Annotated in this window: 17 protein-coding genes; 4 read left to right on the top strand and 13 right to left on the bottom strand. The window is 54.9% G+C overall.

Annotation, left to right across the window (positions count from 1 at the left end; all coding sequences use genetic code 11):
* Positions 1-53 precede the first annotated feature (53 nt).
* The 6 genes from nuoF to lrhA form a co-directional block, all read right to left on the bottom strand.
* On the bottom strand, positions 54-1,391 hold the full coding sequence (nuoF, locus tag NQ230_RS07400; protein ID WP_023312536.1) for an NADH-quinone oxidoreductase subunit NuoF: 1,338 nt from the start codon (positions 1,389-1,391) through the stop codon (positions 54-56).
* On the bottom strand, positions 1,388-1,888 hold the full coding sequence (gene nuoE, locus NQ230_RS07395) for an NADH-quinone oxidoreductase subunit NuoE (protein WP_006176513.1): 501 nt from the start codon (positions 1,886-1,888) through the stop codon (positions 1,388-1,390). Before nuoE ends, nuoF begins: the two co-directional genes overlap by 4 nt.
* Before the next feature lie 2 nt (positions 1,889-1,890).
* Positions 1,891-3,693 (bottom strand): NADH-quinone oxidoreductase subunit C/D, encoded by a 1,803-nt coding sequence (gene nuoC / locus NQ230_RS07390; protein ID WP_023312537.1) that lies wholly within the window; start codon positions 3,691-3,693, stop codon positions 1,891-1,893.
* 89 nt (positions 3,694-3,782) lie between these two features.
* Positions 3,783-4,457 (bottom strand): NADH-quinone oxidoreductase subunit NuoB, encoded by a 675-nt coding sequence (gene nuoB / locus NQ230_RS07385; protein WP_003861482.1) that lies wholly within the window; start codon positions 4,455-4,457, stop codon positions 3,783-3,785.
* A 15-nt stretch (positions 4,458-4,472) separates the two neighbouring features.
* The gene (gene nuoA / locus NQ230_RS07380) at positions 4,473-4,913 is read right to left on the bottom strand and encodes an NADH-quinone oxidoreductase subunit NuoA (protein WP_014171000.1); all 441 of its coding nucleotides are present in this window, start codon (positions 4,911-4,913) and stop codon (positions 4,473-4,475) included.
* Between the two features lie 630 nt (positions 4,914-5,543).
* Positions 5,544-6,482 (bottom strand): transcriptional regulator LrhA, encoded by a 939-nt coding sequence (gene lrhA / locus NQ230_RS07375; RefSeq protein ID WP_021241557.1) that lies wholly within the window; start codon positions 6,480-6,482, stop codon positions 5,544-5,546.
* Positions 6,483-7,420: 938 nt separating this feature from the next.
* Between lrhA and alaA the strand changes: the two genes are divergently transcribed.
* Together alaA and yfbR are read left to right on the top strand one after the other, a co-directional pair.
* Entirely contained in the window at positions 7,421-8,635 is a 1,215-nt protein-coding gene (gene alaA / locus NQ230_RS07370; RefSeq protein WP_008500204.1) for an alanine transaminase AlaA, read from the top strand.
* A 118-nt stretch (positions 8,636-8,753) separates the two neighbouring features.
* Positions 8,754-9,353 carry a 5'-deoxynucleotidase gene (gene yfbR / locus NQ230_RS07365; protein WP_023312539.1) on the top strand — a complete coding sequence of 200 codons (600 nt, stop codon included), beginning with the start codon at positions 8,754-8,756 and terminating at the stop codon, positions 9,351-9,353.
* 49 nt (positions 9,354-9,402) lie between these two features.
* Here the strand turns inward: yfbR and NQ230_RS07360 are convergent, their stop codons facing one another.
* The 4 genes from NQ230_RS07360 to yfbV form a co-directional block, all read right to left on the bottom strand.
* On the bottom strand, positions 9,403-11,235 hold the full coding sequence (locus NQ230_RS07360; RefSeq protein WP_063145417.1) for an SLC13 family permease: 1,833 nt from the start codon (positions 11,233-11,235) through the stop codon (positions 9,403-9,405).
* A 75-nt stretch (positions 11,236-11,310) separates the two neighbouring features.
* The gene (locus NQ230_RS07355) at positions 11,311-11,970 is read right to left on the bottom strand and encodes a sugar phosphatase (protein ID WP_045402709.1); all 660 of its coding nucleotides are present in this window, start codon (positions 11,968-11,970) and stop codon (positions 11,311-11,313) included.
* A gap of 11 nt (positions 11,971-11,981) precedes the next feature.
* Positions 11,982-12,476, bottom strand: coding sequence for a YfbU family protein (locus NQ230_RS07350; protein WP_023312542.1), 495 nt, complete (start codon positions 12,474-12,476; stop codon positions 11,982-11,984).
* Between the two features lie 92 nt (positions 12,477-12,568).
* The gene (gene yfbV, locus NQ230_RS07345) at positions 12,569-13,024 is read right to left on the bottom strand and encodes a terminus macrodomain insulation protein YfbV (RefSeq protein WP_023312543.1); all 456 of its coding nucleotides are present in this window, start codon (positions 13,022-13,024) and stop codon (positions 12,569-12,571) included.
* 337 nt (positions 13,025-13,361) lie between these two features.
* Here yfbV and ackA point away from each other — a divergent pair, with 337 nt between their 5' ends.
* Both ackA and pta read left to right on the top strand, forming a co-directional pair.
* A complete protein-coding gene (gene ackA, locus NQ230_RS07340) occupies positions 13,362-14,564 on the top strand; it encodes an acetate kinase (protein ID WP_023312544.1) in 1,203 nt (400 codons plus the stop codon).
* 76 nt (positions 14,565-14,640) lie between these two features.
* Entirely contained in the window at positions 14,641-16,782 is a 2,142-nt protein-coding gene (gene pta / locus NQ230_RS07335; protein WP_121931907.1) for a phosphate acetyltransferase, read from the top strand.
* A gap of 115 nt (positions 16,783-16,897) precedes the next feature.
* Here pta and NQ230_RS07330 read toward each other — a convergent pair whose 3' ends face one another.
* The 3 genes from NQ230_RS07330 to NQ230_RS07320 are packed head-to-tail and all read right to left on the bottom strand — an operon-like array spanning position 16,898 to position 20,062.
* Positions 16,898-17,851, bottom strand: a complete 954-nt coding sequence (locus NQ230_RS07330) for a transketolase family protein (RefSeq protein ID WP_257260613.1) — start codon at positions 17,849-17,851, stop codon at positions 16,898-16,900.
* On the bottom strand, positions 17,844-18,674 hold the full coding sequence (locus tag NQ230_RS07325; protein WP_213820409.1) for a transketolase: 831 nt from the start codon (positions 18,672-18,674) through the stop codon (positions 17,844-17,846). Before NQ230_RS07325 ends, NQ230_RS07330 begins: the two co-directional genes overlap by 8 nt.
* The gene (locus NQ230_RS07320) at positions 18,671-20,062 is read right to left on the bottom strand and encodes a PTS ascorbate transporter subunit IIC (RefSeq protein ID WP_032659183.1); all 1,392 of its coding nucleotides are present in this window, start codon (positions 20,060-20,062) and stop codon (positions 18,671-18,673) included. The genes NQ230_RS07325 and NQ230_RS07320 overlap by 4 nt, the downstream gene beginning before the upstream one ends.
* Between the last annotated feature and the right edge of the window lie 3 nt (positions 20,063-20,065).

The following is a 20,065-nucleotide window of genomic DNA, read 5'->3' as shown; positions in this document are numbered from 1 at the left end:
GCATGCTTCCAGTTGGCTCGGTCGAAACCGAGCGTTAATCAAAATTCTTGTCGTTACCAGCGCGCTTTAAGCAGGTTCGGCTGAATCCCATTAATCGCATGGGTATTGCTGAACGGCTGCTTGATGCCTGCTTCGAACTCGTCGCGGAAATATTTGATCGCGCTCTGCAGAGGTTCGACGGCACCCGGTGCGTGGGCACAGAAGGTTTTACCCGGGCCTAAGAATCGACACAGTTGCTCAAGCGTCTCGATATCCCCAGGCTGGCCTTCGCCACGTTCGATTGCACGCAGGATCTTCACGCTCCACGGCAGACCATCACGGCACGGTGTACACCAGCCGCAGGACTCGCGGGCGAAGAACTCTTCCAGGTTACGCACCAGCGAGACCATGCCGATCTCGTGGTCGACGGCCATCGCCAGCGCCGTACCCAGACGGCTGCCTGCTTTACCAATGCTTTCGAATTCCATCGGCAGGTCAAGGTGGGCTTCGGTCAGGAAGTCTGTCCCTGCCCCACCCGGCTGCCAGGCTTTGAATTTCAGGCCATCGCGCATGCCGCCCGCATAGTCTTCAAGAATTTCACGTGCGGTGGTACCGAACGGCAGTTCCCAGACGCCTGGATTTTTAACGCGACCGGAGAAGCCCATCAGCTTGGTACCGGCATCTTTGCTTGAGGAGATGCCCTGATACCACTCCACGCCGTTGGCGAGGATAGCCGGAACGTTACACAGGGTTTCAACGTTGTTTACGCAGGTCGGTTTACCCCATACGCCGGAGCTTGCCGGGAACGGTGGCTTGGAACGCGGGTTCGCGCGGCGGCCTTCCAGGGAGTTAATCAGCGCGGTTTCTTCACCGCAGATATAACGCCCTGCACCGGTGTGCACGAACAGTTCGAAGTCAAACCCGGTACCCAGGATGTTTTTGCCCAGCAGGCCCGCTTCGGTAGCTTCGGCAATCGCGCGACGCAGGTTTTCCGCCGCTTCGATGTACTCACCGCGCAGGAAGATGTAGCCACGGTACGCTTTCAGCGCAAACGCGGAGATCAGCATGCCTTCCACCAGCAGGTGCGGCAGCTGTTCCATCAGCAGGCGGTCTTTATAGGTGCCCGGCTCCATTTCATCGGCGTTACACAGCAGGTAACGGATGTTCATGGATTCGTCTTTTGGCATCAGGCTCCACTTCAGACCGGTGGAGAAGCCCGCACCGCCGCGCCCTTTCAGGCCGGAGTCTTTCACCGCATTAACGATGTCATCCGGCGCCATGCCGCCGAGGGCTTTACGCGCACCGGCATAGCCGTTTTTGCTCTGGTATTCGTCGAGCCATACCGGCTGTTTGTCATCGCGCAGACGCCAGGTCAGCGGATGCGTCTCAGCAGTACGAATTACAGTTTTCATTTGTACTGCTCCAGCAGGTCAGGAATCGCTTCCGGCGTCAGATGGCTGTGAGTGTCCTCATCAATCATCATGGTCGGCCCCTTGTCGCAGTTACCCAGGCAGCAGGTTGGCAGCAGAGTAAAGCGTCCATCGAACGTGGTCTGGCCCGGCTTGATATTGAGCTTCTTCTCAATCGCAGCCTGGATGCCCTGATACCCGGTGATGTGGCAGACAACGCTGTCACAGTAGCGGATCACATGGCGGCCAACCGGCTGACGGAAGATCTGGCTGTAGAACGTGGCTACGCCTTCTACGTCGCTTGCCGGAATACCCAGCACTTTCGCGATCTCATAGATCGCCCCATCCGGCACCCAACCACGCTGTTTCTGTACGATTTTCAGCGCTTCAATGGACGCCGCACGCGGGTCTTCGTAGTGGTGCATCTCATGCTCAATGGCGGCACGTTCTGCTTCACTCAGCTCAAAAGCCTCGGTTTGTGGTTGTTGATTCTCGTGCATAATTAGCGGTCCACATCTGACATAACAAAATCGATACTACCCAGATACACAATCAGGTCGGAGACCAGACTGCCGCGGATGGCGGACGGGATCTGCTGCAGGTGCGCAAAGCTCGGCGTACGCACGCGGGTACGGTAGCTCATGGTGCTGCCGTCACTGGTCAGGTAGTAACTGTTAATACCCTTGGTCGCTTCAATCATCTGGAAGGATTCTTGCGCCGGCATGACCGGACCCCAGGAAACCTGCAGGAAGTGGGTGATCAGGGTTTCGATATGTTGCAGCGTGCGCTCTTTCGGTGGCGGCGTCGTCAGCGGGTGATCCGCCTTGAACGGGCCTTCCGGCATGTTGTTGAGGCACTGCTCAAGGATGCGCAGACTCTGGCGCAGCTCTTCTACTTTCAGCATCACGCGGGTGTAGCAGTCGGAAACACCGCCGCCCACCGGGACTTCAAAGTCGAAGTTCTCGTAGCCAGAGTAAGGACGGGCTTTACGCACGTCGAAATCAATACCGGTCGCACGCAGACCTGCACCTGTCGTACCCCACTCCAGCGCTTCTTTCGCGCCGTAGGCAGCAACGCCCTGGGAACGGCCTTTCAGGATGGTGTTACGCAGCGCGGCTTTCTCGTAGGACGCCAGACGTTTTGGCATCCAGTCGAGGAATTCACGCAGCAGACGGTCCCAGCCGCGCGGCAGATCGTGTGCCACACCGCCGATACGGAACCAGGCCGGGTGCATACGGAAACCGGTAATCGCTTCTACCAGATCGTAGATTTTCTGACGGTCGGTAAAGGCGAAGAAGACCGGGGTCATCGCGCCGACGTCCTGAATGAACGTGGAGATGTACAGCAGGTGGCTGTTGATACGGAACAGTTCTGACAGCATGACGCGAATCACGTTAACGCGATCCGGCGTAACGATTCCCGCCAGTTTTTCAACGGCCAGCACGTATGGCATCTCGTTGACGCAGCCGCCGAGATACTCGATACGGTCGGTATACGGAATGTAGCTGTGCCAGGACTGACGCTCGCCCATCTTCTCAGCACCACGGTGGTGGTAGCCGATGTCAGGCACGCAATCGACAATCTCTTCGCCATCAAGCTGAAGAATAATACGGAATGCACCGTGCGCAGACGGGTGGTTTGGACCGAGGTTGAGGAACATGAAGTCCTCGTTGTCGGTACCGCGCTTCATGCCCCAGTCTTCCGGCTTGAAGGTCAGCGCTTCCATCTCCAGATCCTGCTTGGCTTTGGTCAGCTCAAACGGATCGAATTCGGTTGCACGTGCAGGGTAGTCTTTACGCAGCGGGTGGCCGGTCCAGGTCTGCGGCATCATGATGCGCGTCAGATGCGGGTGACCGTCGAAGGTCATGCCGAACATTTCCCAGGTTTCACGCTCGTACCAGTTGGCGTTCGGGAAAAGTTTAGTGATCGTCGGCAGATGCATGTCGTTTTCAGACAATGCCACCTTGAGCATGATATCCGTATTACGGTCTATTGAGATCAGGTGGTAGAAAACGGAAAAATCCGCAGCAGGGAGACCCTGGCGGTGGGTACGCAGACGTTCATCCATGCCGTGTAAGTCAAACAGCATGACGTACGGTTTTGGCAATTTCTTGAGGAAATCGACAACTTCCAGCAATTGCTCACGCTTCACCCAAACAACGGGTACCCCGGTGCGGGTAGCCTGAACAGTAAAGGCATCCGGCCCAAAACGGTTGCGCAGTTCGCCAATGACTGGGTCATCCAGATGATCCCGGGTCTGCCAGGCGGCTTCTTGCGCGGTTAAGTCGGTCATATTGTTCACCATTGCAAATGGTCCGTGGTGACTGTTGAGCCTGGCTTCGCGCTATTTGAGTAGTGATATGCGAAGGTGTTCTCCAGGCCTACAGGCGCAAATTAAATTTCGTCAGGCGTACGCAGATTGGTGACGGCAATACGTTCACCACGTTTACGCTCGCGCTCAGACTGCATGTTCGCGCGATACACACCCTGATCGCCAACAACCCACGACAGTGGGCGACGTTCTTTACCGATAGACTCCTGCAGCAGCATCAGCGCCTGCATGTAAGCTTCCGGACGTGGCGGACAACCTGGGATGTACACATCCACTGGAATAAACTTATCTACGCCCTGCACGACGGAATAAATGTCGTACATACCGCCAGAGTTTGCACATGCGCCCATGGAGATAACCCATTTAGGCTCCAGCATCTGGTCATAAAGACGCTGAATAACAGGTGCCATCTTGGTAAAGCACGTACCGGCTACCACCATCAGGTCAGCCTGACGTGGGGAAGCACGCAGTACCTCTGCCCCAAAACGCGCAACGTCATGCACCGCAGTGAATGACGTCACCATTTCAACGTAGCAGCAAGAAAGGCCAAAGTTGTACGGCCAGATGGAGTTCTTACGACCCCAGTTGACCATATCGTGCATGGCATGTTCGAGTTTGCCCATGTACACGCTTTTATTGACTTCTTGCTCCAGGGGGTCGGTTACGATCTCCTGTTTTTGCAGGGGGTAACGGTCATTCTCACCGTTAGGATCTATGCGGGTGAGCGTATAATCCATCTTATTGCCTCGCTGTTACTGCTGACGATTAGAGATACTGTTTTCCGGGTTGATGTGTTCACGACGTGAACGCGCAGGCGTCCAGTCAAGCGCGCCAATACGCACCAGATAAACCAGACCGGCCAGTAGCACTAAAATGAAAATTGCGGCCTCGACAAAGCCCACCCAACCACTTTCGCGGATGGACGTTGACCATGCGAAAAGGTAAAGCGCTTCCACGTCGAAGATGACGAAGAACATGGCTACCAGATAGAACTTGGCAGACAGGCGTAAGCGAGCGGAACCTACTGAATCAATACCTGATTCGAAAGGTGTGTTTTTGTGCCTTGCACGGGCGCGACCGCCCAGGAACCAGCCGCCGACTAACATCAGGCAGCACAGGCCAATGGCTACAATAAGAAAGATTGCGAATGCCCAGTGATGAGCGATGACTTCTGTGGATGTTGACATACTCATTGCTTACTCATCAAAAGTGATACCAACGACACTGCTCTTGCTGGCAGATGGGCATCACATCGATTCATGGGGAGGAACAAATAACCTTACACTAACTGTCAGAAATGAGACGTAGACAGCAAAATGATGGGGTTTTTTACTCCTTTCTATAACCTATTGTCAACTTTAACAAAGGTTTCTTCACATTAAATTACATCGAGCGATTCTCATTAACATTTGGTGCCCTTTAACCCTGGTGGGTGCATGACTTGCCGTCAAATGTATGTTGTTGAATCGTGTCCGTTTCGGAAGTAAAAAAAATAACCCTCCTATTTTGACAGGATTTGCCAACGATTCCTCCCCCCAAATAGGAGTATTTTCTTGATCTGAGACACGCTTTTGTTAATTCAACCTGGAAAACGGCAACATATTTCCTGTTTTTTTAACATGAGAGGGATATGGATGAAGTTAGAACGGAAAACGGACAAGTTTTAAGCAAAAGCATTTAACTTATTGATAAATATAGAATATCCTGAAAATCCATGCGCCATAAGCGGGTATTTTTGCTAAAAAAAAGCCACTGCATGTGAAAATCACACGAGTGGCTTTTTTTTACACTTACATTTTGTTACCAGAATTTTGAGCTATCGATCACTCAAAATCCCCTTCAACGATCAGGGAGTCGTCCCCCCCTTCGGAGGTAACGCGTTCGAACTGCCACGGGTTATGGTAGTTTTCCATCGCCTCGAACACCACTTTGGCCAACTCGTTATGGCTGGACGAATTGTGGCAGAGCAGATACTCCGTATCCGGCAGCGCAGGAAGACCATCGGATTTCCCAAGGACGCGCAGATCGGGGCTCATCATCTCTACCGGACGGGCCGTTACGCCCAGACCGGCCTTCACGGCGGCACGAACCGCTGGCAGCGTGGAAGCCACATACGCCAGACGCCACGGAATGTTGGCCTCATTCAGCGCTGTGAGCACCATGTCGCGGAACGGGCTCGGATCATCCAGTAAGACCAGTGGAACCGGCTCGCCTTTTTGCAGCACGTATTCGGCTGCGCAATACCAGTGCGTAGGTGATGTACGCAACGTCAGGCAATCAAACTGCCCGGGACGATGCGTCGTCACCACCAGATCGACTTTATTCTCATTTAACATCTCAACCATAAAGGCATTACGCTTTACGCTAACGTCCAGCGCAAGCTTCGGATAAACCGAGCTAATACGGTTGAGAAGAAACGGCAATATAGTATCCGCTGACTCATCAGATGCGCCTAACGTTAGCACCCCTTGAAGGTTGCTAAACATTAATGACATACATGCTTCATCATTAAAGCGAAGAATTTTCCTGGCATAACCCAGAAGCTGAATACCGTGTTCCGTTAAGAGCTTATTACGCCCATGACGCGCAAAAAGCTCTTTACCAACCAGTTGCTCCAGCCGCTGCATTTGCTGGCTGACGGCAGACTGAGTACGGCAAACGGCGGCAGCAGCTGCTGCAAAAGTGTTGAGATCGGCGACCGCAACAAACGTTCTCAGCAGATCGAGGTCGAGATTCATTATCGGACGATTTGCATTTATCATATCTATTCACTTTCAGGTTGCTCGTGCGGAGCTGCCCGGGTTGAAGCTGTGTGTGTACAGTTAAGCAATTCCCTCTGAAGATTTTCCCTCGCATCCCGGCCCGGCAGACTGCCTGACAGATAGTTATTGTGCTGCTTTATATCAACAGTCAGAAAGCACGTTTCATGACGTTATTTTTATTCTCTTAAACGTTCAGGATATTTAGATGTTCGCAGGTTTATGTAAATTACATTAAAGGTGTAACACCTTTTCTGCCATCTTTATCGCAGCGCTGTCAACGTAGCAGGAGATGTTCGACACATTCCAGCCAGAGATAACTCCAACAATAACAATCAATTAATTCGGAAAAACAGCGTCAGATATACAAAAAGCATGCTTCTGACCTCTGCTTTCCTGAAAGACATCTTAACCCAAATCCACTTTATTTATAAGTCTTATTGCAATATTGAGGATTAAAGAAGAATGTTAAGCTTCTAAACTAATTTTATTAGAATTAACTAAAGTTGCATTTTTTAGGTTAATAATAAATAAATTTTAATTTAGATTAAGACCATTCATTAATGGCACTTAACATTAATTTCACATGAGTAACTTTTAGCCACAGCATGCTATTACCAGAACATGTATCAAGCATTCAGGTTTAACGAAATGTCACTCAGGGTGATTGCCACCTTTGTCCTGCTTACCACTTATTTTTACCAGCACAATATACACAATTTTGACAAATGAATAGCACATTTAACCTAACGAGACGCTGTGAGCACAACTTTACGCCAGCATAAAAGCACGCACACAGCGAAAAAGATTTATCAACATTTTGCTCCCGGCACAAAATCTTCTACTGCACACCCTTCAAAACGAAGCGAGGGGGGAGTACATTATTCCGTGCTGACTTCCACGGCAGGGAGTGGCAATAATAGCGAAAAGGTTAAAGGTTCATGTCCCCTATCGAAAAATCCAGCAAGCTAGATAACGTCTGTTATGACATCCGCGGCCCGGTTCTGAAAGAGGCAAAACGCCTTGAAGAAGAAGGCAACAAGGTTCTGAAACTCAACATTGGTAACCCTGCGCCATTTGGTTTTGAAGCGCCGGATGAAATTCTGGTTGATGTGATCCGCAACCTTCCTACTGCACAAGGCTATTGTGATTCAAAAGGACTTTACTCCGCACGTAAAGCCATCATGCAGCACTACCAGGCACGCGGTATGCGTGATGTTACCGTTGAAGATATTTATATCGGCAACGGCGTCTCCGAACTGATTGTGCAGGCGATGCAGGCGCTGCTGAACAGCGGGGATGAAATGCTGGTACCCGCGCCGGATTATCCGCTGTGGACGGCTGCCGTATCACTGTCCAGCGGTAAAGCAGTGCACTATCTGTGCGACGAGTCCTCTGACTGGTTCCCGGACCTCGATGATATTCGCGCAAAAATTACGCCCCGCACGCGCGGCATCGTGATCATCAACCCGAACAACCCAACGGGCGCGGTGTACTCAAAAGAGCTGCTGATGGAGATCGTCGAGCTCGCCCGCCAGCACAACCTGATCATCTTTGCCGACGAAATCTACGACAAGATCCTGTACGACGCGGCACAGCACCACTCAATCGCTGCGCTGGCCCCGGATCTGCTGACCGTCACCTTTAACGGCCTGTCTAAAACCTACCGCGTGGCCGGTTTCCGCCAGGGCTGGATGGTACTGAACGGTCCGAAAAAGCACGCCAAAGGCTATATTGAAGGGCTGGAGATGCTGGCCTCCATGCGTTTATGTGCCAACGTTCCGGCGCAGCACGCGATCCAGACGGCGCTCGGTGGCTATCAGAGCATTAGCGAGTTCATCGTTCCCGGTGGTCGCCTGTACGAACAGCGCAACCGCGCGTGGGAGCTGATCAACGATATTCCGGGCGTCTCCTGCGTGAAGCCAAATGGCGCGCTCTATATGTTCCCGAAAATTGACGCGAAGCGCTTCAATATTCATGACGACCAGAAAATGGTGCTCGATTTCCTGCTGCAGGAAAAAGTGCTGCTGGTTCAGGGTACGGCGTTTAACTGGCCGTGGCCGGATCACGTGCGTATCGTGACGCTGCCGCGCGAAGATGACCTCGAAATGGCCATCAGCCGCTTCGGGCGATTCCTGTCCGGTTATCATCAGTAACGCTGGCTTTCTGCCGGGTGGCGCTGCGCTTACCCGGCCTACAACACCTTCAGATTTGCATCTTCCCTCCCCTCCCCGCACAATGAACGCCTGTCGCAGTGAAGACAAAAGGTAACCTATGAGTCAGAGTCATTTCTTTGCCCACCTCTCCCGCCTGAAACTCATCAACCGCTGGCCGCTGATGCGCAATGTCCGCACGGAAAATGTCTCAGAGCACAGTCTGCAGGTTGCGATGGTCGCTCACGCGCTGGCCGCCATTAAAAACCGCAAATTCAACGGTCAGGTCAATCCAGAGCGCATTGCCCTGCTGGCGATGTACCACGATGCGTCAGAAGTGCTGACCGGCGACCTGCCTACGCCGGTGAAATATTTCAACTCGCAGATCGCGCAGGAATATAAGGCCATCGAGAAGATTGCCCAGCAGAAGCTGATTGACATGGTGCCGGACGAGTTGCGCGACATCTTTGAGCCGCTCATCGATGAGCATCAGTACACGGAAGATGAAAAGTCGCTGGTCAAACAGGCCGACGCGCTCTGCGCCTACCTGAAGTGTCTGGAAGAGCTGTCCGCGGGGAATAACGAATTTTTACTGGCGAAAACGCGTCTGGAAAAAACGCTGGAATCCCGCCGCAGCGAAGAGATGGATTACTTTATGCAGGTGTTTGTGCCGAGCTTCCATCTTTCGCTGGATGAGATTAGCCAGGATTCACCGTTGTAATTTTTAGTTTGTAGGCCGGGTAAGGCGCAACCGCCCCCCGGCAAAATGCTCAGAACGGGAACAGGACCGGTATCAACACCACGCATACCAGCATCACCAGCACGGTGAACGGCACGCCCAGCTTCACGAAATCACTGAACCTGTAATTCCCGGGCCCCAGCACCAGCGTATTCACCGGTGAAGACACTGGCGTCATAAACGCCGCAGAGGCCGCCATTGCGACCATCATCGCAAAGGGATACGGTGACACGCCCATGGATTTGGCCATCGCCAGCGCAATCGGCGCCATCAGTACCGCCGTCGCGGTATTGGAGATAAACAGACCGATGGTGGCGCACATAATAAACAGACAGACCAGCATCATGTACGGCCCATACCCGCCGCCAACGTCCATTAAGCCTTTAACGATCAGATCCACCCCGCCGGTTTTTTGCAGCGCCAGGGCGAAGGGCATCATCCCGACGATGAGAATAATGCTCGGCCAGTGAATGGCTTTATACGCGCTTTCGGCGTCAATGCAGCGGAATTTGCCCATCAACAGGCAGGCGATGATTGCCGCGACCGGATTGGGGATTTCATCGGTCAGCATCAGCGCCACCATCAGCACCAGACAAAAAATCGCGTGGGGCGCCTGGCTGTGCGCCGGGGAGGCATCGCTCTCCTCGACAGGCATGTTGAGCACCACAAAATCACGTCCTTTTTGCCCGAGCTGGCTAATCAGCTTCCAGTTACCGACAACCAGGAAGATATCGCCCAGCAGGATCGGCTCATCCACCACCGCCCCTTCCATCGCCACGCCATCGCGCTTCAGCCCCACGACATTCAGGCCATAGCGGGTTCGGAACCCCATTTCCCGCACGGTTTTACCCAACAGTTCCGATTCCGGGATCAGCGATACTTCGGCCATGCCGACATCCAGCGCCTGATCGGAGAAGTACTCCCCGCGCAGCACCATCGGTTCCAGCAGCTGTTCGCTGCAAAACTCGCGCAGATCCACGTCCGCGGTGGACATATCAATTAGCAGGACGTCCCGCGCGCGGAATTCCGACACCCCGTTGACGTTGACGATCACCCGGCGAAAACGACGCCAGCGCTCAACGCCGATCACGTTTGCGCCATAGCGCTCACGCAGCTTCAGGTCGTCAAGGCGCTGTCCCACCATCGGCGAGCCGGGGCGAATAGCCAGACGGCGCGCGCGCCCGGTGAGACGGTACTCTTTAATCAGATCGCGGAAGGTGCGTCGCTTCCATCCTTCTTTATTCTTATCCTGTTTTTCACCTTTCAGGGCAAACCGGGTCAGCAGCATGTAGACTACACCCAGCACCAGAATGACCAGCCCAAGCGGAGTGACGCTGAAAAAACTGAAGCCCTGGAATCCTTCCCGGATCAGCTCGCTGTTGACGACCAGGTTCGGTGGCGTTGCCACCAGCGTCATCATTCCGCTGATCAAACCGGCAAAACTCAGGGGCATCATCAGGCGCGACGGCGAGATCTGCATCCGCATGGAGACGCTCAGCACCACCGGAATAAAGATGGCGACCACGCCCGTTGAGCTCATAAACGCCCCCAGCCCGGCGACGGTCACCATCAGGTAGATCAGCATTTTGGTTTCGCTGCTGCCCGCCACCTTCACCAGCCACGATCCCATGATGGTTGCCACACCGGTACGCACCAGCCCATCACCGATAATAAACAGGGCGGCAATCAGGATCACGTTGGGATCGCTAAATCCGGAGAAGGCTTCCGGCAGCGTAAGCGTACCGCTCAGCACAAACGCGACGATGACAAACAAGGCGACGGCGTCCATGCGTACCTTGCCCGTTGCAAAAAGAAGGATGGCGATTAAAAGCAGGCTCAGTACCCAAATCAGTTCACCGTTCACAACATGTCCTTGTCAGTGGGAGAGGAGAAATTGTGCCATAAAAAAGCCCCAGCAATGTGGGGCTATATCATGTGATTACATTTTTAGCGAGACGGTTACAACTCCGTCAGAGGCTTTAGATACAGCCAGTGCCGTCAGTGAATCCAGCACAAAGTCTGCCTCCTCCAGCCGGGGGGATCCCGCCGGAACGTTAACGGCGATAACGTGGCTTCCGGCGTTCAGCCCGGCCAGTACACCAGCGGCCGCATCTTCCACCACCACGCACTCTGCGGGGGCGAGGCCCAGCAGTTCAGCGCCCAGTAAAAACGCGTCGGGCTCCGGTTTACCGCGCTTTACGCGCTCCGCAGTGATAAACACTTCCGGCTTCGGTAAACCTGCCGCCTTATGACGGGCGTGGGCGACGGGAATGGAGCCTGAGGTGACGATCGCCCACGGGATCTGCGCTTCGTTCAGATGCTCAAGCAGCTCGCGCGCGCCCGGTAAGGCGGTGATGCCGTCTGTATCCGTGGCTTCAATGTGTTCCAGGTATTTGAACTCCGCCTGAATTTCGTCCTCAGAGCGTCCGGCCAGGAAGTGCCGTAGCGAGGTGATGGCCTGTTTGCCATGGATAAAATTCAGCACGTCCTGATGGTCGATGCCATGTCGGTCAGCCCAATGGCACCATGAACGCTCCACAACCGGCAGCGAATCCACCAGCGTACCGTCCAGATCAAACAGAAAACCTCTACACTGCACACGCACCTCCGTCAGGCATTAATGATTTGTTGAATTTCGTTGCTGCTTAAATGGTACTGACGCGGACAGGCGTGCCACGCGCTTAGCATACGCTGATATTTCTCCCACATTGGGGTCTGCGCGTTGAAGCCGTGGGTGCCCGCGTCAAAGTGGGTATAGCGCCCTTCTGTATTCACCATAAAGCGAACATAGCTCAGATAACGCGCTTCCGTTGCGGCATCAAAGCCTAAGAAGGTCACGCGGCGCTCGTCAATGGACTGTTGATCTTTGAGATTCGTCCAGGACACGTGCAAGGCGTGATACATCTCCATAATGTCGATCACGATGCGACAGGTTTCTTCTTTCAGCTCGCCAAACTCGCGGTCCAGTTCGCGCATTTGCAAACCAAAACCGCGTTCGACGATGGTTTGCAGGCGGCTGTAGCGCGCAGCGTTATCGGGATCAAGCATAGTCATCATCTTGTACTGGTTAGACAAAATCAGACGTTGAGCATGGGTCATTTCCATCTTTCGACTCCTGTAGCGCATTGCACTTTAAAAAAAAGACACGGTAACTGATTGTTACTGTGCCTTCTTTTCGTCGTCGTTTCGATGATCAATCACAAGTCATCGAGGAATGTTTTATCCAGTTGCTTAAAAGCACGCTTTAACGTGTCCGCCAGCGCCTGGTAATCGGGCTTGCCTTCAACCGGGGCGAGCGCCTGCCCGGCCTCCTCCAGTTTTCCGCGCACTTCATAAAACCAGTGTAAAATAGAAGGGGGAAGTGGGGTGATGGACCGTTTACCTAACCACCACAGGCCCTGCATTGGCAGGCTTAACGCGAAGAGCGCCGTCGCGACCGCAGGACCCAGCTGCCCGCCCAACGCAATCTGCCAGCACAGCGTAAAGACAGCGACAGGCGGCATAAAGCGAATCGCATAGCGCGTGGCGCGGATGGTGCGATTCTCAATGAACATCGGCGCAAGGCGCTTTTCCATCGGCCACGTCTTTGCGTAATGCTGTCCCCGACGAAACAGACTAAAGAAATTTACGGACGGGTTTTCTGGTGTCGACATGGCTGTACCTCAACTTCACATATAAAAATTAAAATTTTCGTGCAAAACCACAACAAGCTATGACAACGTTCAAAATATTTTGTCATCTCTACCCCGTATCGGGTATCCTGTGCCAGCCTGATAGGGCCATAGACGAGAATCATTAACTCGTCAAATTATTGCATATTATGCCATTGGCTGAAAATTGTGCAAAATGGCATAAAATCATAGTTATTTCTTCCATCATGCCACAATGTTCGTTTGGCATGATGTTAATCATAAATGTCTGAGTCATCATGCGTTACGCTGTTAGACTCACTGACGTTTTTTTAGCCACGTATCAATAATAGGTACTTCCATGTCGAGTAAGTTAGTACTGGTTCTGAACTGCGGTAGCTCCTCACTGAAATTCGCCATCATCGATGCGCTCAACGGTGACGAATACCTCTCTGGTTTGGCCGAATGTTTCCATCTGCCTGAAGCACGTATCAAGTGGAAGATGGACGGCAGCAAACAAGAAGCGGCTTTAGGTGCAGGCGCCGCTCACAGTGAAGCGCTGAACTTTATCGTTAACACTATTCTGGCACAAAAACCAGAACTGTCTGCTCAGCTGACTGCGATTGGTCACCGTATCGTCCACGGCGGCGAAAAATACACCAGCTCCGTCGTTATCGACGAATCTGTGATCCAGGGCATCAAGGACTCTGCGTCCTTCGCACCGCTGCACAACCCGGCTCACCTGATCGGTATCGCTGAAGCGCTGAAATCCTTCCCGAATCTGAAAGACAAAAACGTGGCCGTATTCGACACCGCGTTCCATCAGACCATGCCGGAAGAGTCTTACCTCTATGCCCTGCCATACAGCCTGTACAAAGAACACGGCGTACGTCGTTACGGCGCGCACGGCACCAGCCACTTCTATGTGACTCAGGAAGCAGCAAAAGTCCTGAACAAGCCGGTTGAAGAACTGAACATCATCACCTGCCACCTGGGCAATGGTGGTTCTGTTTCCGCTATCCGCAACGGTAAATGTGTTGATACTTCTATGGGTCTGACCCCGCTGGAAGGTCTGGTGATGGGTACCCGTTCCGGTGACATCGACCCGGCGATTATCTTCCACCTGCACGACACCCTGGGCATGAGCGTTGACCAGATCAACAAAATGCTGACCAAAGAGTCTGGCCTGCTGGGTCTGACCGAAGTCACCAGCGACTGCCGTTACGTTGAAGACAACTACGCAGAGAAAGAAGACGCTAAACGTGCAATGGACGTTTACTGCCACCGTCTGGCGAAGTACATCGGCTCTTACACTGCGCTGATGGAAGGCCGTCTGGACGCGGTTATCTTCACCGGTGGTATAGGTGAGAACGCGGCAATGGTTCGTGAACTGTCCCTGGGCAAACTGGGCGTTCTGGGCTTCGACGTTGATCACGAGCGTAACCTGGCTGCCCGCTTCGGCAAGTCTGGCTTCATCAACAAAGAAGGCACTCGCCCTGCTCTCGTTATCCCAACTAACGAAGAACTGGTCATTGCGCAAGACGCGCACCGCCTGACTGCCTGATTCCACACCGCCAGCAATGCTGGCGGTGCTGTTTTGTAACCCGCCCAATCGCGGCGGTAACGAAAGAGGATAAACCGTGTCCCGTACTATTATGCTGATCCCTACCGGAACCAGCGTCGGCCTGACCAGCGTCAGCCTTGGCGTTATCCGTGCTATGGAACGCAAAGGCGTTCGTCTGAGCGTCTTTAAGCCAATCGCCCAGCCACGTGCCGGTGGCGATGCGCCAGACCAGACCACCACTATCGTTCGCAAGAACTCCAATCTGCCAGCGGCTGAACCGCTGAAGATGAGCCACGTTGAATCTCTGCTGTCCAGCAACCAGAAAGACGTGCTGATGGAAGAGATCATCGCCAACTACCATGCTAACGCGCAAGACGCGGAAGTGGTGCTGGTTGAAGGCCTGGTCCCGACGCGCAAACATCAGTTTGCCCAGTCTCTGAACTTTGAAATCGCGAAAACCCTGAACGCAGAGATCGTTTTCGTGATGTCTCAGGGCACCGATACCCCAGAGCAGCTGAACGAGCGTATCGAACTGACGCGCAGCAGCTTCGGCGGCGCGAAAAACACCAGCATCACCGGCGTAATCGTGAACAAACTGAACGCACCGGTGGATGAGCAGGGCCGTACTCGCCCTGACCTGTCCGAGATCTTCGACGACTCTTCCAAAGCAAAAGTTGTCAAAGTTGACCCGGCTAAGCTGCAGGAATCCAGCCCGCTGCCAGTACTGGGCGCGGTGCCATGGAGCTTCGATCTGATTGCCACCCGTGCAATCGATATGGCGCGTCACCTGAACGCTACCATCGTTAACGAAGGCGACATCAACACCCGCCGCGTGAAGTCCGTGACCTTCTGTGCGCGCAGCATTCCGCACATGCTGGAACACTTCCGCGCTGGTTCTCTGCTGGTGACCTCCGCAGACCGTCCTGACGTTCTGGTTGCAGCCTGCCTGGCCGCGATGAACGGCGTGGAAATCGGTGCGATCCTGCTGACCGGTGCCTACGAGATGGACCCACGCGTCAGCAAGCTGTGCGAACGCGCGTTCGCTACCGGCCTGCCGGTCTTCATGGTGAACACCAACACCTGGCAGACCTCCCTGAGCCTGCAGAGCTTCAACCTGGAAGTGCCGGTTGATGACCACGAGCGTATCGAGAAAGTTCAGGAATACGTTGCGGGCTACATCAACGCAGACTGGATCGAATCCCTGACCGCGACCTCCGAGCGCAGCCGCCGTCTGTCTCCTCCAGCATTCCGTTACCAGCTGACCGAGCTGGCGCGTAAAGCGGGCAAACGCGTTGTTCTGCCAGAAGGCGACGAACCACGTACCGTTAAAGCGGCTGCTATCTGTGCCGAGCGCGGCATCGCGACCTGCGTACTGCTGGGTAACCCGGATGAGATCACCCGCGTTGCGGCGTCTCAGGGCGTTGAGCTGGGCGCTGGCATCGAAATCGTTGACCCTGAAGTGGTTCGCGAAAGCTACGTTGCCCGTCTGGTCGAGCTGCGTAAGAGCAAGGGCATGACCGAAGCCGTTGCGCGCGAGCAGCTGGAAGACAACGTGGTGCTGGGTACGCTGATGCTGGAGCAGGACGAAGTTGACGGTCTGGTTTCCGGTGCGGTTCACACCACGGCGAACACCATCCGTCCACCGCTGCAGCTGATCAAAACCGCGCCAGGCAGCTCTCTGGTTTCTTCCGTGTTCTTCATGCTGCTGCCTGAACAGGTTTACGTTTACGGCGACTGCGCGATCAACCCGGATCCAACCGCAGAACAGCTGGCCGAAATCGCTATCCAGTCCGCGGACTCTGCGATTGCCTTCGGTATCGAACCGCGCGTCGCGATGCTCTCCTACTCCACCGGTACCTCTGGTGCTGGTAGCGACGTAGAGAAAGTGCGTGAAGCGACACGTCTGGCCCAGGAAAAACGTCCTGACCTGATGATCGACGGCCCGCTGCAGTACGACGCCGCCGTTATGGCCGACGTTGCGAAATCCAAAGCGCCGAACTCTCCGGTTGCAGGTCGCGCTACCGTGTTCATCTTCCCGGATCTGAACACCGGTAACACCACCTACAAAGCGGTACAGCGTTCTGCAGACCTGATCTCCATCGGGCCAATGCTGCAAGGGATGCGCAAACCTGTGAACGACCTGTCCCGTGGCGCGCTGGTTGACGATATCGTCTACACCATCGCTCTGACCGCGATTCAGTCTTCGCAGCAGCAGTAATTGTAAGGTCTTGCCGGATGGCGCTTCGCTTATCCGGCCTACAGGACCGTAGGCCCGGTAAGCGTAAGCGCCACCGGGCAACAAAAAGGCGACCACAAAGGGTCGCCTTTTTTATTTACAGCAGCTCTCTCGCCGCCGATACAATGTCATGTGCCGTCAGGCCATACTCCTTCTGCAGGAAATCCTGCGTCCCCACCTGACCGTAGCGCTCCTTGACGCCCACTCGCCGCATCGGTACCGGGCAGGTTTCCACCAGCACTTCCGCCACCGCCGACCCCAGGCCGTTGTGAATGCTGTGGTTTTCACAGGTGACGATGCGCCCGGTCTTCTCGGCGTAGTTTTTCACCAGCATCCGGTCGATGGGCTTCAGGGTAAACATGTCGATGACCGCCGCACTTACCCCCTCCTGCTCCAGCTGGCGCGCCGCCTCCAGCGCTTCCGCCACCATGATGCCGTTGGCAATCAGGGTAATATCGCTTCCTTCGCGCAGCACGTTGCCTTTGCCAATGGTGAAGGTTGAGCCCGGGGCATACACGCTCGGCGCCTGCTTACGAATGGTCCGCACCCAGTAGAAGCCTTCGAGGTTGATAAGCTGGCGCAGCACGTCCTCGAACATCACCGCGTCGGTCACCTCCAGCACCACCGAGTGCGCCAGACCGCGCACGATGCCCATATCCTCAAACGACATATGCGTGCCGCCGTTGTGGCAGGCCGTCACGCCCGCGTCCGAGGCAATCACCTTCACGTTGTTGCGCTGGTAGTCCAGGGACATAAACAGCTGGTCGAAGCAGCGACGGCTGGCAAACGCGGTGAAGGTGTGCACGAATGGCTTACGCCCGGTGAGCGACAGCCCGGCTGCGGTGCCGATGACGTTGGCCTCCATAATGCCGCAGTTAATCACGTGCTGCGGATAATCGCGCGCCACGCCGTCCATCGCCATCGAGCTCATCAGATCCGCTTCAAGGGCGATAATCTCGCTTCCTGCCTCAATCTGCTTTGCCACGAAGCCCGCGTAGACCTTACGCATCTCAACTGCGTCTTTCTCTCCTGCCGGTGCAACCTTAATCATGTGAAGCCTCCAGTTGGCGAATCGTCTCGTTGAGGGCCGCTTTGCTCTCCGCGGTCAACCGCAGGTGGTGCGAGTTGCTGAGCTGTTCCAGGTACGGTACCCCCTGCCCTTTGACGCTGTCGAGGATAACAACTAACGGACGCGCGTCAGCAGCCGGAACCCGCGACGTCACCGCCAGCAGGCCCGGAATGTCGTCGCCCTTCACCGTCGCCACGTCAAAGCCAAAGGCGCGGAATTTCCCCTCCAGGTCGAACGCGCTGATGATCTCGTCCAGCTCGCCGTCGAGCTGCTGTTTGTTCCAGTCCACGAACACCGTCAGGTTGTTGAGGCGATGGTGGGCGATAAACTGGAACGCCTCCCAGCACTGCCCCTCGTTCAGCTCGCCATCACCGACGATGCAGAAGACCCGATTCGGTCGCCCCGCCAGCCTGTGCGAGAGCGCCATACCGCCAGCAATGGAGATCCCCTGCCCCAGCGAACCGGTGGTGGCGTCCACGCCGCGCGTTTTCAGACGGTCCGGGTGGCTTGGCAGGCGAGTGCCGTTCTGGTTCAGGGTGCTCAGCTCTTCCACCGGGAAGTAGCCTTTGATTGCCAGCGTGCTGTAGAGCGCCGGGCCCGCATGACCTTTAGACAGGACAAAATAGTCTCGCTCCGGCCAGTCCGGATCCGCCGGGTCGATTTTCATCACCGCGCCGTACAGCACGGCCAGGGTTTCAACCACCGACATGCTGCCGCCGTAGTGCCCAAAGCCCAGCTGCGTCAGGGATTTCAGCGTCTCAAGACGGATCTGACGCGCGAGTTCGGTTATCTCTTTCTCATTCATGATTTGGCTCCGGTGTTTTCCTGCGCGTTACCGCCCGCAGGTTTGTTTTTCGCGAAGACGTTGTACGCCACCAGCAGCGCGAACAACGCCACAACCAGTCCGGTGATGGCAAGCGGCGACAGGAAGCGCGCCAGATTGCCGAGGACAATCCCGACCGCGCCGAAGTCGGCGTCCGAGAAGGTGGTGTTGGCAAAGCCAATGGCGCCCAGCACCGGCAGCAGCAGGACCGGCAGGAAGGTGATCAGCAGGCCGTTAGCAAAGGCGCCAATCATTGCCCCGCGGCGTCCACCGGTGGCGTTACCGAACACGCCCGCCGTGGCGCCGGTGAAGAAGTGCGGCACGACGCCCGGGAGGATCAGCACCCAGCTAAACTGACCGCAGATCAACAACCCCACAATCCCGCCGAGGAAGCTGAACAGGAAGCCAATCAGCACCGCGTTTGGCGCATAGGGATAGACCACCGGGCAGTCCAGAGCAGGACGCGCGTTAGGGACCAGTTTTTCGGAGAAGCCGGTAAAGGCCGGAACGATCTCAGCCAGAATCAGGCGCACGCCCTGCAGGATGATGAACACGCCCGCCGCAAAGGTGATCGCCATGATGATGGCATACACCAGGTAGTTCTGGCCGCCGCTGAAGGTGGCCTCCACATACTCGCGCCCGGCGCTCACCGCCAGGATGAGGTAGATAATCATCATGGTCAGGGAGATGGAGATCGAGCTGTCGCGCAGGAAGCTCAGGTTCTTCGGCAGGTTCATCTCTTCCGTTGAGCGGGAGCCCTTGCCAACCTTGCTGCCAATCCAGCCGGACAGTACGTAGCCCAGCGTGCCGAAGTGGCCGAAGGCAATTTCGTCGTTGCCGGTTATGCGCTTCATGTAGCGCTGGGCAATCGCCGGGAAGAAGGCCATGATCAGGCCGAGGATCAGCGAGCCGGTAAACACCAGACCCACACCCTCAAAGCCCGCGACCGTCAGGATCACGCCAATCATGCACGCCATATAAAACGTGTGGTGACCGGTCAGGAAGATGTACTTCAGGCGAGTAAAGCGCGCGACGATAATATTCGCCACCATGCCGAAGGCCATAATCAGCGCGGTCGCTGCACCGTATTTTTCCAGCGCGATTGACACAATCGCTTCATTGTTTGGAATAATGCCCTGGATCGTAAAGGCGTGCTCAAACATACCGCCCAAAGGATTTAACGATCCCACCAGCACCGTGGCGCCGCCGCCCAGCACAATAAAGCCGAGAATGGTTTTAATCGTTCCTTTCACCACGTCCGAAAAGGCTTTTTTCTGCGCAACCAGACCAATTAGCGCAATTAAACCGACCAGCACCGAAGGGACTTTTAAAATATCAACAACGAAATTCAGCGTTTCAAGGATAAACATATC

The sequence above is a fragment of the Enterobacter asburiae genome, from assembly GCF_024599655.1.
Lineage (GTDB): Bacteria > Pseudomonadota > Gammaproteobacteria > Enterobacterales > Enterobacteriaceae > Enterobacter > Enterobacter asburiae_D.
Note: the sequence above shows the minus strand (reverse complement) of the source record. Positions and strands in the feature narration are given on the sequence as shown.

Bases quoted from the DNA above. Each gene is read 5' to 3' on its own strand.
- lrhA (WP_021241557.1), bottom strand. From the start codon at position 6,482: ATGATAAATGCAAATCGTCCGATAATGAATCTCGACCTCGATCTGCTG.
- alaA (WP_008500204.1), top strand. From the start codon at position 7,421: ATGTCCCCTATCGAAAAATCCAGCAAGCTAGATAACGTCTGTTATGAC.
- nuoF (WP_023312536.1), bottom strand. From the start codon at position 1,391: ATGAAAACTGTAATTCGTACTGCTGAGACGCATCCGCTGACCTGGCGT.
- NQ230_RS07320 (WP_032659183.1), bottom strand. From the start codon at position 20,062: ATGTTTATCCTTGAAACGCTGAATTTCGTTGTTGATATTTTAAAAGTC.
- nuoE (WP_006176513.1), bottom strand. From the start codon at position 1,888: ATGCACGAGAATCAACAACCACAAACCGAGGCTTTTGAGCTGAGTGAA.
- NQ230_RS07350 (WP_023312542.1), bottom strand. From the start codon at position 12,476: ATGGAAATGACCCATGCTCAACGTCTGATTTTGTCTAACCAGTACAAG.
- NQ230_RS07330 (WP_257260613.1), bottom strand. From the start codon at position 17,851: ATGATTAAGGTTGCACCGGCAGGAGAGAAAGACGCAGTTGAGATGCGT.
- NQ230_RS07325 (WP_213820409.1), bottom strand. From the start codon at position 18,674: ATGAATGAGAAAGAGATAACCGAACTCGCGCGTCAGATCCGTCTTGAG.
- ackA (WP_023312544.1), top strand. From the start codon at position 13,362: ATGTCGAGTAAGTTAGTACTGGTTCTGAACTGCGGTAGCTCCTCACTG.
- nuoC (WP_023312537.1), bottom strand. From the start codon at position 3,693: ATGGTGAACAATATGACCGACTTAACCGCGCAAGAAGCCGCCTGGCAG.
- nuoB (WP_003861482.1), bottom strand. From the start codon at position 4,457: ATGGATTATACGCTCACCCGCATAGATCCTAACGGTGAGAATGACCGT.
- nuoA (WP_014171000.1), bottom strand. From the start codon at position 4,913: ATGAGTATGTCAACATCCACAGAAGTCATCGCTCATCACTGGGCATTC.
- yfbR (WP_023312539.1), top strand. From the start codon at position 8,754: ATGAGTCAGAGTCATTTCTTTGCCCACCTCTCCCGCCTGAAACTCATC.
- yfbV (WP_023312543.1), bottom strand. From the start codon at position 13,024: ATGTCGACACCAGAAAACCCGTCCGTAAATTTCTTTAGTCTGTTTCGT.